This window comes from Rhodococcus sp. EPR-134 (assembly GCF_001647205.1).
Lineage (GTDB): Bacteria > Actinomycetota > Actinomycetes > Mycobacteriales > Mycobacteriaceae > Rhodococcus_F > Rhodococcus_F qingshengii.
The window spans coordinates 1-11,064 of the sequence record NZ_LVCT01000264.1 but is presented as its reverse complement, the minus strand read 5'-3'; the positions used below and the strand labels follow the sequence as shown (position 1 = coordinate 11,064).

The window sequence follows — 11,064 nt, the reverse complement described above, 5'->3', positions numbered from 1 at the left end:
CAGAAGATTCTGACGTCGTTCGCTCCGTATCTGACCAAGGGCACGATGCCTCGCGCCTTCGATCACCTTCAACTCGGAGAACAACTCGTCGCACTCGGCGGTGTCTTCCGCAGCCAGATGCCCAATCACAACCCGGACCACGAGAAACTCCCCGCACTCGCCGACCAGTGGTTCAAGCGTTACGACGACGGCTACGACTGCACACGCTGGTACACCGCCGAATCTCAGGCACAAGCCGAGTCGATCACGTCAGGGGCCAACTGATGGCAGAACACTGCTCCCCCACGTTCTCCCAGCTCGCAAAAGAACTCGGTTTCTCCTGTCAGGAAGCAGGTGGACTCGTCGAGTTCCGTAACCCGGCGGCGCTGGAGAACTGGACCCTGCCCGTCCTCGAATGGACCATCATCGTCGGCTCGGTGCTCGCACTGGTCCTGGCGATCGTGCGGTTGCGCCGCAACGGCGACCCCACCAATCTGGTTCTCTGGTTCGGCGCCACCGCCTACCTGTTCATCATCGAGCCTCCGCTGTACTTCCCGGCGGCGTTCGGCATCGAAGAACAAGTGGACACGATGTTCGCGCACAACGTGTTCACCGTGGACTTCATGTGGGGTCGACTGCCGCTGTACATCGTTGCCATCTATCCACTGATGGCGACGTTGGCCTTCGAAATAGTCAGAATGCTCGGCGTTTTCCGCAAATACGGTCCACTACTGGGCGCTGTCTGCGTCGGCTTCGTCCACCATGCGTTCTACGAAATCTTCGACCACCTGGGGCCCCAGTTGCGGTGGTGGGAGTGGTCGACGTCGAACCCGATCAACCAACCCATGTTCGACGCGGTTCCACTTCCCAGCGTGGTCGTCTTCGCCGCGCTGTGGCCGATGTCGTTGGCATTCTGCGTCCAGTACTTCGTCGGACGGCACGTCGATGCCGGCAAGCACTTCTCCGGACTTCAATTGGTATGGCGCACCATCGTGATCGGCCTGCTGGCCTCGCTGGGTACGTTCATTCTCCCGCTCCCGGCGACGGTCTTCGGTATGGGAAGCGACACTGTCCGCGGGTTCCTCTACGCCGCTGAACTTGCAGTCCTCACAGTGGTCGCGATCGTGGTTCTCGTCCGCCAATGGACGCACCTGCGCTCGGCAGAATCGAACACTCCTGCACACACCAACAGGTTCGTGCAGATCTACAGCGTGGTGTACCTGGTTGTCATGGCCGTCCTGTGGGCGAGTGCGCTTCCCGACTTCTTCGACGCGGTCGACGGTTCCACCAGCGCTGGAGATCCCATCGGGAACCTCTGGTACACAGTGGCGTGCTTCGTCATCGCAATCCTGTGCGTGAGCGCAACTTTCACCATTCCGAAGCGGAACTCCGGGACGGCCGACGCCGAGCTCCTCGGGGCAAACTCAGCGACTCCGGCTACCTAGGCGACCGGGACGAGACCGCTCGGGTCTCGTCCCGGTTTCTCGGTTTCACGGGACGCGGTGAGTCCACTCTTCGGTTCTGAACTTCGTGTCCACCAGCTTGCGCGCCTGCTCCAACTCCGAGTCCGTGTAATCGCTGTCGTGGGTGTCGTATTGACCTCGGAAGTGCTGCGCAAACGACTCCAGGATTGCTGCACGCGTCATTCCGGTCTGCGAACGCAGCGGATCGACGCGCTTGGCCGCACTCTTGGTTCCCTTGTCCGACATCTTCTCTCGTCCGATTCGCAACACCTGCGTCATCTTCTCAGCGTCGATGTCGTAGGCCATGGTCACGTGATGGAGCACAGTGCCGGACGCGAATCGCTTCTGAGCGGCGCCGGCGATCTTGCCCTTGTCCGAGGCGATGTCGTTGAGCGGCACATACCGAGCGTTGATACCGACCTCGGCAAGCGCTCCCATGACCCACTGATCGAGAAACGCGTAGGACTGCTCGAAACTCAAACCCTCGACCAATGACGCCGGTACTGCCAACGAGTACGTGATGCAGTTGCCCGGTTCCATGAACATCGCGCCGCCACCGGAGATTCGGCGCACCACCCCGATGCCGTACCGCGCAGCCGCCTCGGAGTCGACCTCGTTACGCACGGACTGGAACGATCCGATCACGACCAAGGGCGAGTCCCAGTCCCAGAAACGCAATGTCGGCGGACGCTCACCCGATGCGACCTCACGCGCGATGACCTCGTCCAGCGCGACGTGCATCGCGGGATCGAGAACCACCGGCGGGATGAGGTCGAAGGTGTGATCCGCCCAGCTCGTGGCGTGGCCGAGTGCGCGCCGGATCGCGATGCCGACCGACTGCGGCGTGAAGCCGATCATCGAGACGGACTCGTCGAGCGCAGTGGAGATGGCATGCGCCAACTGTTCTGCATCCGGGTCGGCGGGCATTCCGCGCAACGCCGCGTTGATGTCGTCGAGCGCACTGTCGGGCTCGAGGAAGAAGTCCCCCGAGACTGCGACTTCGGACAGCCGACCGTCCGCCACCTCGACGTCGACCGCGACCAGTTTTCCACCAGGAACCTTGTACTCTCCACGCATCCGTCCAGCCTATCCCTGCGGGATTCTCTGCGGTGAGCGCCGTCGAAGATCACACCGCGCGCGCAGTGCGCATCTGTTCGGAAGGCAAGGCGACCAAGCAACCACACCTGTAAGTCGCTGCGGGGCTGCACAATCGCGCGGACGGGACCGCACGTGTCGACCCCTGGCAATTTGGCCGAGCAACGGCCCTGCTTCTGCCGACAGGCGAGATGATCTCTGTGGTGGGAGGATTGCCGCAACGAGCCAACTCCCTGGCGAGCCACAACGGAGGTAGACATGAAGGTCCCGGCGTTCCACTCGACGGTTCCTTCGGATCTCGACGTCTATCACGACAACGAAAGCTGCATTTTGGCCGCGCGCATCGCAGTGTCCCATCGTGCCCCCGGAGTCGACGGCCGACCGTGGTGCACTGCGTGTGCGTCTTTGGACTGACGAGCGACCACCAGCTCACTCACACCCACGTCGCCGATTCGGGGGCAACCCCGTTGGCCCGAGCATTCGCATCGATGACAGCGCGGAGCCACACTGTCAGACCGGTCTCGACCTGCTCGTAGAACGCGGTGAATCCCGGATCGGCCACGTACATCCGTCCCAGACACACCTGCATCGAATGTGTGCAGTCGAAGTAAACCCCGATCGACGCTCGGTGCCGTTCTGCCAGCAAATTCGCCTCGGCGCTTCCCGGTTCGACACCGGATCGGCAGGCCAGCGCCAGATCTTCGTTGAGCGTCTCGACGCAGTCGGCGATCTTCTGCCAATCCTCAGCGGTCCTACCCGCCGACCGTTCCGCGTGCTGCGCCCACTGCGCACTGTCACCCCAACGCTCGTGCGCGTCAGGTCCCCATGACGGATGCCAGTGTCGGCCGAAGATCGAGACCTGCTCGTGTGCCGGCAACAGCACACCCGACTTCCTGGCATCGATGATGCGATCCAAGGACTCGCCCAGTTCCTCCAAGTCGGCTATCCGTTGCCGCAACTCGGCGCGCTGCCCACGCAGCGTCTCGTCCACGTGGGCTGCGGGCGCATCGAGCAATATCCCGATCTCGTCGAGCGACAAACCCACGTCACGGTAGACAAGCACCCGGCCGATGCGGCCGAGGTCCGCGTCGGTGTACAGCCGGTAGCCCCCGTCACTGCGCCCGGACGGGCGCACCAAACCGATTGCGTCCCAATGATGAAGGGTACGTACGGTTATGCCTAGTCGTGATGCGGCAGCACCGACAGTGAGAGCACTGTCTGCCTCGTCTCCGAAGAGTTGGTCCGTCACGTGATCCAGTCTGACAGACGCGGTTCGGGAGGCCACAGCGTCAGACCTCGGTTCAGTCGACGGGTCCGTCAATTCCCATGCCTCGCAGATGCTCGGCCTCGGCACTGTTCGGGTCGTACGGACGAGCGGCCGTCATGATCACACGCGCGTTCTCCGGTGTCACAATCTCCAACTCCAGTGAATTCCACGGCTTGAGATGTGGACCGCTGGTGCATCCGGGCCGCAATTCCTCACACGCCTTGGCTATCTGATCGATCTGACTCAGCACACACGCAAAGCTCACGCTGACGGACGGTGGTGAATCTGCACGCTCGCCAGGCACGAGCAAAACGTCCTGAAATGCCCAGCGCCGCAAGTGCGTCAGTCGATCAGGAACCGAAAAGAGATCGAAGAAACCGAGCCCACGGATCCAGAAGTCGGCCGATTCGGCCAGATTCGAAGTCGGAACCGACACGAACATGGGCATTCCGTAGAGACCTCGGAACTGTTCCGGAGGCACGGCGTCTGTAGCGGGGACAGGGACGGGGCTGATGTCGAATGCTGGGTAAGTATCGGTCATGAAGTCATCGTGAGCCCTCACGCTACGTCAGGGTCAAATCGTGTGAAATCCGATCGAACCAGATTGCGCGATCACACCGTGCGTGCGAATGCGCCGTCGTCTGCGAATACCCGTTGGGCAAAGCGTTCGCCGATGAGACGGTGCGTCGCAGCGTCCGGATGGAGCTGATCGGGAAGCGGCAACTCTTCGTTCTCGGCCGCACCATAGAGATCGCACCCGTCGACGTAATGCAGATTGGGATCATCCGCCGATCGCTGGGTTACGATGCGCGCCAACTCTTCCCGAATAGAGCGCAGCGTCAGCTTTCCGGCTGCGCGCTCGGCGGGATCGCCGGTAGCAACGAATCGCATTTCGCCTCTGGCAAGCGCGTCGAAATCGAATGCACCAGGTCCAGGCGTGTCTTCGTGAATCGGGCAATAGACAGGCGAGACGACCAGCAGTGGAGCCACTGGATGACCGTCGCGGACCGTGTCGAGGAAGCCGTGCATTGCCGACGTGAAGGCCCGCAGGCGCATCACGTCGGAGTTGACCAGATTGATGCCCATCTTGATGCTGATGAGGTCGGCAGGACTGTCTCGCATAGCGCGGGCGACGTACTGGTCCAGCAGAGCGCTGCCGCTGAACCCGAGGTTGATCAGATCCACGCCGCCGAGGGAGGCTGCGAGAGCAGGCCAAGTGCGGGAGGGACTTTCAGCGCCGGAGCCTTGACTGATCGAGCTTCCGTGATGGAGCCACACATCACGCTTCGTGCCGACTGCGAGTTCGAGCGGGGCGTCGGTTCGCAATGCGACAAGTTCGGTGGTTTCGTTGTGCGGCAACCAGATCTCGACGGTCTTGGATCGCGCGGGCAAGTCCGCGAAGCGGATGGTGCTGACGGGTCCGGATTGTCTCTGAGCGGTACCGGTCGCCATGTCGATCGTCACCGTGTTGCCACCCTCAGCGATTGCGTGCCCGGTTGGTTCGCCGTCGACGATCAGGTCGTACACCCCTTGCGGCCTCGGCGGAGCACCGATGTAGATCATTTTCGTGGGCAGAGTGTCGAGTTCGATGGCCGTAGCGCTGGTTCGGAACACCAGCCGCACTCCGGACGGTTGTGATTGCGCCATTGCCATCTGCCCGTCAGCGAATTGCGTGCGAGCTCTGGCAGGCAGACGGTGTGTCAGCACACCGCGTTCGGTCCGCTCGAGCTCGAGGGCTCCGCGCACGATGTCCTCGGAAATTGCGGTAGTAATCCAGCTGCTCTGGCTGTTCATCTCATTCACCTGTAGATAAGTTGCGAAGGTTTTAACTACAGCACACAGTAATTTGCCTATACTATTTAGGCAAGCGGTTTCACTTCTCGACGAACAGGACCAACGGACATGCCTCGCGCAGGACTGACACCCGAACGCCTCGCCGTGGCGGGCGCCGAATTGGCCGACGAGGTGGGCTTCGAGCAGGTGACCGTATCGGCGGTCGCCAGAGCGTTCGACGTCAAGGTCGCAAGCCTGTACTCGCACGTGAAAAGTTCGAACGACCTCAAAACCAGAATCGCGCTGCTTGCCTTGGAAGAGATGGCCGACCAGGCTGCCGACGCCGTGGCCGGTCGGTCCGGTCGCGACGCCTTGACCGCCTTCGCGAACGTGTACCGCAACTACGCGAGGTCACACCCTGGTCGGTACGCCGCGTCACAGATGCGCCTCACCCCGGAGGCCGCAGCTGCGAGCGCGGGCTTCAGACACTCGCAGATGATGCGATCGATTCTGCGCGGGTACAACCTCACCGATCTCGATCAGACCCACGCAGTTCGGTTGCTCGGCAGCGTTTTTCATGGGTACGCCAGCCTCGAGTTGGGTGGATCGTTCAGCCACAGTGCACCGGACAGCGCCGAAAGCTGGGCAAGAATCCTCGAGGCACTCGATTCGATGCTGACCAATTGGCCAGCGTCGAGTCCATGACCAGGCATGCTTTTTGCGAGCAAAGTTCTTGCGCCACTTGGTGATCGCACACGGCCAAGAAACCTCGGGCCCACCCCAGGAGCGGCGCCACACAATCGCGCGCCCCGCAACCCTTGCTCGCACTGGGACAGCAGAGGGTCCGAGTAGGCAAGAAGCCGGACGTGGAGCTCCGCTTAGAGGAGAAGCTTGGCGCGCAGAGAGTCGACAGTGCCCTGGTCGACGCCGAGGCCCTCCCGTACGTAAGTATCCATACCGCCGTAGAGCCGGTCCACCTGTGCATACGCCGCATCGAGCCACGACAGGTCCACCGCGTCGTCCCGGCCCAGGTACGTGTTCGACGCCATGAAATCGGCACTGATGACCTCACGCGGGACACCGAGGATGGTCAGCAGGATCGCGGTACCCCAACCGGTGCGGTCCTTCCCTGCACTGCAGTGGTAGACGGTTGCGCCGTCGGAGTTGTTCGCGATCGCAGTCAGCAGGTCACGAAAGGCGACATCGGAACCCCGGTAGTTGACCATGAACGGGTAGCCGATGCTCTGGCCGATGTTCGAGGTTCCCTTGACTGCGCCGTCGATCAACGCGCGACCGAGGGTCAGGGGAACGAACTCGTGGAACGCGATGCCGTGTTCGATACTGACGACGTCGGCGACCTGGTAGGTGACCCCGGCTGGGATCCGATCGGGATCCTCCGCACGTTCGGAGGCGTTGCGCAGGTCGACGTCGAGGGTCAGGTTCGCGGCGGTGAGTTTTGCCAGATCAGTCTCATTGAGCGAGCTGAGCTTGTTGGAACGGAACACCAGGCCTGTCCGGACGGTCCTGCCATCGGTAGTCCGATACCCGCCGATATCGCGGAAGTTCCGCGCCTCGTCGAGCCTGATCTCGGCCGCGGACGGCGGTGGGATCTCCGGCAGCGGCGGTTGCTCCCCGGACGATCCGAACTGACTCGAACCCAATTGCAGGTCGCCGCTCGAGGCGGAGGCGAGTGTGGGGCCTGTCAGGGCCGCACCCCCGGCGACCAGCGCAGCGAGGGCGATTCCGAAAGGGCGCGCCCCTCGGCGGCGCGTGTAGGCAGTTGTCACCTTCATCCTCTCATTCGCTGTGCGGGATACCCCGCGCCCCGCAAACTCCCGTGCGAGATTACAAGGGTGGCACGCTCCTCGTCCCGACTTTGCTCCAGAAACCGGACATGTGTTCAGGTGCCCGGCCAGCCGCCATCCGGCAGGAAGAAACTCTTGCCCGTCACTGCGTCGCCATCGACCACGCCGGGCCCGTTCGAACGACCGACCGCGGCCGCGGCGGCAGCCGTAACTGCACAGCGCCGAACAACTTCACTGTCGAGCAACTGCACGAATCTCCACCTCGAGCTGGTATCCGTTGGGACGAAATCAATCTCATGCGCTACCGGCCGTCGACCATGACCAGTGCAGGCTGAGGAATGTCGGACGAAGCGTCTGCGAGAGCAGCAAGAGTGCCGTCGAGCGCGACAAGGTCCGCACGACGACCCGGCGCCAAGATCCCCACCCGTCCTTCGTCATGGACCAAGTACGCACTGTCCACAGTCATGGCCTGCACTGCACGCTGCACTCCGATCCGTTGGTGGGCGCCAAGCACGGCACCGCCCATAGTCAGCCGATTCACAGCAGTCCTAATCGTCTGGAGGGGATCCATCGGCGTTATCGGGCAATCCGAGTGCAGCCCGAATTTCAAGCCGATGTCATCGGCGCACGCCAGCGGGTCCAGGTTGCCGGCTCTCTCAGGACCGAGGAAACGGTCACGGTGACGATCGCCCCAATGAAAAACATGGTTGACGAAAAAGCTCACCCCGATCTCGGCATCACGTATCGCCTCGAGATCCGCAGGCCTACTCACCTGGCAGTGCTCGATACGGTGCCGCGCTCGACGTCCGTCACTGCGGTGCGCACTGCGCAGCGCCGCGATGGCGGCGGCTACAGCCGCATCGCCGTTGGCGTGCACCGCGACCTGACCTCCCTCGCGGTGCACCTGGAGAACCATGTCGTCGAGTTGCTCCTGCGGATAGAGCAGATCACCGTGATGGTTCGGGCTGCAGGTATACGGAGTTCGCAAGGCTGCAGACAATCCTTGAATGGACCCATCCGCCCAGAATTTGGCGCCGGCCAGGCGGAAGCGTGACCCAGGGGCCGGTGCAGCCGTGAAAGCAATGTTCCTTTCCTCCAGTTCTGCGATCGCGAGATCACCCCGAAGGAAGCCAACCGTGTGCACGGGCATCTCGCCCATGGTGTCCAGGGCACGATAGGCGGCCAACTCCTGCATGCCCGCCGACAGGCCGACCCCTAGATCGTGGACGGTCGTGATTCCTCGCGAACGCGCCAGTGTCAAGCTACGCAGCAACGCGGTCTGCACCTCTGCCTGTGTCAGGTCTGGTATCGCGCCACTCAACCGTGCCACGGCGTCGATTTCCCAGGCCATCCCTGTGAGCCTCCCGTCCGCCCCACGCGGAAACTGCGAGTCCCCGGGATCCACCGTCGATTCGTCGATGCCTGCAGTTGCAAGCGCAACAGTGTTTGCCACCGCAAAGTGCCCCGAGATGTGCAGAACGATGATCGGGCGGTCGGTGCAGACTGCGTCGAGGTCATCGCGTGTGAGATGGCGACCTTCTCGAAGTTGTGTGTCGTCGTACCCCCATCCACGTATCCAGCCGTGAGTGGGAGTGGAGTTCCGCAGAGCCCCTTGAATATCCGTGATCGAGGCGCACGGTGGCGTCCGGCAATCAGCCCATCCGTCAGTCAAGCCGGCGTAGGTCGGGTGAATGTGCGACTCGATCAGCCCCGGGATCACAGTTGCGCCGGCGAGATCGAGCCGACGAGTTTCCGGTCCGGCGTACTCCCCCATGTCCTTTCGACTTCCGGTGGCGACAACCAGGCCTCCATCGAGGACGAGCGCCTCAACCTGGGGTGACGCTGCGTCTTGGGTGAGGATTGCATCTGCGGTGAGTAGTGTCCGAGTCATCGGATATCCGCCTTCGTGGTCGGGGCTGCGGGGCAAGGCACTGGTGCCGATCGATTTTCTGCACGGAGGCCCGAAACCGCTTCGACAGGAGGCCACATCACTCGGGTGGCGGACACGAACAACACGTTCAGAACGAGCGCTGCGGCACCGATGTTCATGCCTTTGTCCGCCAACCACATCGATACCGTGCCGTGTGTGTCGAGGTACAGCCAGAGCACCAGCACGTCGCCGAGCACCACGCCCATCGCGAGCGCTGCCGGTCGCAGCTTCCATCCGAAGATCATCGTCGCGAACACCACCACGGCCTGGGTCACCCCGTAATACGCGGTATTCACCAGCGTCAGCAGCAATTGGGGTGCGGCGAGGGTGAGGATCAGCGACAGGCCGAGGTAGGCGACGATGACCCCGCGCACCCACACTCTCTGACGTGATTCGGGTATTCCAGGAACGATGTTTCGCGAGACGATCGAGCCGATTCCCAGCGCCGAGCCACACAGAACAACGATCGCGCACAGTGCCGCACCACCCGCCACCACTCCGGTCAGCCAGTCCGGGAGCACGAGACGGGACAGTTGCAGGAGCACCTCATTGGACTCTGCGCCCTCGAGCTTGTTGGGCAGCAATGAAATTGCGCCGAAGGCAGCAGCGACGAGGAAGGGATACATGAGCATGTACAGCGGGTTGAATCGGGCGACTCGCTTGAGGGTTGCCTCGGACTTCGCCGATAGCACCGCTTGCACGATGAAGGGGAAAACGAAAAAACCGAGTGACTGGAACACAATTGTGGTGAGAACGAAGGTCAGCGACGAACCGGTGACGGTGGATTGCGAGGCCTGCCCGGCCCCATGGGATGCCGCATCGGCAAAGAGCTTCGTGATACCGCCCGATTTGGCCGTGGCGGCCAGTCCGATCAGGATCGCTCCCAACAGCAGAGCTGCGTCCTTGACGTAAGACACGAACGCCGGTGCACGCACACCCGAAAGCAGGAGGAAGAGCAGAGCAAGCGCAGCGCCGACGAAAACCGCCACCGTCGGGTTGATGGTGATGCCAAGTCCGCTCAGTGCGACCTGGAGGCCGGCAAGCTGCAACTGCCCCCAGGGAATGAGGAAGACTACCGAGGCAATCGCGATTGTCAGTTCCAACCCGCGCGACCGAAAGTGCCGCCCTGCCACATCGGGCAGCGTCATCGCGTTATACCGCTTGCCTGCCCGCCAGAGATAGGGCGCAAAGAAGTATCCGATCGGGTAGGCAAGCAAGATGTATCCGATGAACCAGACGCCGTAGCTTGCCCCGTGGGCGTACACACCCCCGGGAAATCCAATGAGCGTGCCGATGCTGTAGGCCTCACCTGCTCCCAGGATGAAAACCAGCACGGGACCGAAAGACCGCCCGCCCACGAGGTAGTCGGAGATCTCTTTTTTGCTTCCACGGCGTGAAAGCACTCCGGCGCCGAGCGCGAGGAGTAGCACGAGCGTAAATGTTGCAGCGATCATGTCGGATCCCCGATCTCGGTCTTGGCCTGAGCCAGTTCGTTTCGTTCCGCTTCCTCGAAGTCCTTGCGGTCAAAGAACTTCCATGCCATGTGGAGACACAACGAGGTCAGCGGCATCCACAGGAAAAGCCACGCGAACAAAATGGGAAATCCGAGAACAGTCAGTTCGGATCCGGAGAGCGCAACTATCCCGCCCAGCACCCCGACGAACGGAACTCCGATTGCGAGCAAGGCACTCTTCGCCTCGTTGGACATGATTGTGGCTCCTTAGCCGTTGATCGATCCGGAGCAGATGAGGC

The 11,064-nt window shown here is 62.2% G+C and carries 12 protein-coding genes and 1 pseudogene; 4 read left to right on the top strand and 9 right to left on the bottom strand.

Annotation, left to right across the window (positions count from 1 at the left end; all coding sequences use genetic code 11):
• Positions 1-264 (top strand): annotated as a pseudogene (locus tag A2J01_RS11870) (metal-dependent hydrolase); the annotation flags it as partial.
• On the top strand, positions 264-1,424 hold the full coding sequence (locus tag A2J01_RS11865) for a DUF7802 domain-containing protein (RefSeq protein WP_064112763.1): 1,161 nt from the start codon (positions 264-266) through the stop codon (positions 1,422-1,424). The pseudogene A2J01_RS11870 and the gene A2J01_RS11865, both read left to right, overlap by 1 nt.
• A 45-nt stretch (positions 1,425-1,469) precedes the next feature.
• Here A2J01_RS11865 and A2J01_RS11860 read toward each other — a convergent pair whose 3' ends face one another.
• The gene (locus A2J01_RS11860; RefSeq protein ID WP_064112762.1) at positions 1,470-2,519 is read right to left on the bottom strand and encodes a lipoate--protein ligase family protein; all 1,050 of its coding nucleotides are present in this window, start codon (positions 2,517-2,519) and stop codon (positions 1,470-1,472) included.
• A gap of 276 nt (positions 2,520-2,795) precedes the next feature.
• Here A2J01_RS11860 and A2J01_RS36360 point away from each other — a divergent pair, with 276 nt between their 5' ends.
• The gene (locus A2J01_RS36360) at positions 2,796-2,951 is read left to right on the top strand and encodes a hypothetical protein (RefSeq protein ID WP_003942131.1); all 156 of its coding nucleotides are present in this window, start codon (positions 2,796-2,798) and stop codon (positions 2,949-2,951) included.
• 19 nt (positions 2,952-2,970) lie between these two features.
• On the opposite strand, the gene A2J01_RS11855 is transcribed toward A2J01_RS36360, so the two are convergent.
• From A2J01_RS11855 to A2J01_RS11845, 3 genes are all read right to left on the bottom strand, one after another.
• On the bottom strand, positions 2,971-3,786 hold the full coding sequence (locus A2J01_RS11855) for a MerR family transcriptional regulator (RefSeq protein WP_064112765.1): 816 nt from the start codon (positions 3,784-3,786) through the stop codon (positions 2,971-2,973).
• Positions 3,787-3,838: 52 nt separating this feature from the next.
• A complete protein-coding gene (locus tag A2J01_RS11850; protein ID WP_064112764.1) occupies positions 3,839-4,345 on the bottom strand; it encodes a hypothetical protein in 507 nt (168 codons plus the stop codon).
• Positions 4,346-4,416: 71 nt separating this feature from the next.
• Positions 4,417-5,598, bottom strand: a complete 1,182-nt coding sequence (locus A2J01_RS11845) for a GDSL-type esterase/lipase family protein (RefSeq protein ID WP_064112761.1) — start codon at positions 5,596-5,598, stop codon at positions 4,417-4,419.
• Between the two features lie 108 nt (positions 5,599-5,706).
• On the opposite strand from A2J01_RS11845, the gene A2J01_RS11840 reads away from it, so the two are divergent.
• Positions 5,707-6,282, top strand: a complete 576-nt coding sequence (locus A2J01_RS11840; RefSeq protein ID WP_030535586.1) for a TetR/AcrR family transcriptional regulator — start codon at positions 5,707-5,709, stop codon at positions 6,280-6,282.
• Positions 6,283-6,455: 173 nt separating this feature from the next.
• Here A2J01_RS11840 and A2J01_RS11835 read toward each other — a convergent pair whose 3' ends face one another.
• The 5 genes from A2J01_RS11835 to A2J01_RS11820 all read right to left on the bottom strand — a co-directional run bounded on the left by A2J01_RS11835 (position 6,456) and on the right by A2J01_RS11820 (position 11,020).
• On the bottom strand, positions 6,456-7,370 hold the full coding sequence (locus A2J01_RS11835; RefSeq protein ID WP_064112760.1) for a tyrosine-protein phosphatase: 915 nt from the start codon (positions 7,368-7,370) through the stop codon (positions 6,456-6,458).
• A 107-nt stretch (positions 7,371-7,477) separates the two neighbouring features.
• The gene (locus A2J01_RS35760; protein ID WP_156519249.1) at positions 7,478-7,633 is read right to left on the bottom strand and encodes a hypothetical protein; all 156 of its coding nucleotides are present in this window, start codon (positions 7,631-7,633) and stop codon (positions 7,478-7,480) included.
• A gap of 50 nt (positions 7,634-7,683) precedes the next feature.
• Positions 7,684-9,273 carry an amidohydrolase gene (locus tag A2J01_RS11830; RefSeq protein ID WP_064112759.1) on the bottom strand — a complete coding sequence of 530 codons (1,590 nt, stop codon included), beginning with the start codon at positions 9,271-9,273 and terminating at the stop codon, positions 7,684-7,686.
• The gene (locus tag A2J01_RS11825; protein WP_030535588.1) at positions 9,270-10,766 is read right to left on the bottom strand and encodes a sodium:solute symporter family protein; all 1,497 of its coding nucleotides are present in this window, start codon (positions 10,764-10,766) and stop codon (positions 9,270-9,272) included. Before A2J01_RS11825 ends, A2J01_RS11830 begins: the two co-directional genes overlap by 4 nt.
• Positions 10,763-11,020 (bottom strand): DUF3311 domain-containing protein, encoded by a 258-nt coding sequence (locus A2J01_RS11820; RefSeq protein WP_003942271.1) that lies wholly within the window; start codon positions 11,018-11,020, stop codon positions 10,763-10,765. Before A2J01_RS11820 ends, A2J01_RS11825 begins: the two co-directional genes overlap by 4 nt.
• Between the last annotated feature and the right edge of the window lie 44 nt (positions 11,021-11,064).

Coding starts and splice junctions, on each gene's coding strand:
- A2J01_RS11850 (WP_064112764.1), bottom strand. CDS start 4,345: ATGACCGATACTTACCCAGCATTCGACATCAGCCCCGTCCCTGTCCCC.
- A2J01_RS11840 (WP_030535586.1), top strand. CDS start 5,707: ATGCCTCGCGCAGGACTGACACCCGAACGCCTCGCCGTGGCGGGCGCC.
- A2J01_RS11825 (WP_030535588.1), bottom strand. CDS start 10,766: ATGATCGCTGCAACATTTACGCTCGTGCTACTCCTCGCGCTCGGCGCC.
- A2J01_RS36360 (WP_003942131.1), top strand. CDS start 2,796: ATGAAGGTCCCGGCGTTCCACTCGACGGTTCCTTCGGATCTCGACGTC.
- A2J01_RS11860 (WP_064112762.1), bottom strand. CDS start 2,519: ATGCGTGGAGAGTACAAGGTTCCTGGTGGAAAACTGGTCGCGGTCGAC.
- A2J01_RS11820 (WP_003942271.1), bottom strand. CDS start 11,020: ATGTCCAACGAGGCGAAGAGTGCCTTGCTCGCAATCGGAGTTCCGTTC.
- A2J01_RS11845 (WP_064112761.1), bottom strand. CDS start 5,598: ATGAACAGCCAGAGCAGCTGGATTACTACCGCAATTTCCGAGGACATC.
- A2J01_RS11830 (WP_064112759.1), bottom strand. CDS start 9,273: ATGACTCGGACACTACTCACCGCAGATGCAATCCTCACCCAAGACGCA.
- A2J01_RS11835 (WP_064112760.1), bottom strand. CDS start 7,370: ATGAAGGTGACAACTGCCTACACGCGCCGCCGAGGGGCGCGCCCTTTC.
- A2J01_RS11865 (WP_064112763.1), top strand. CDS start 264: ATGGCAGAACACTGCTCCCCCACGTTCTCCCAGCTCGCAAAAGAACTC.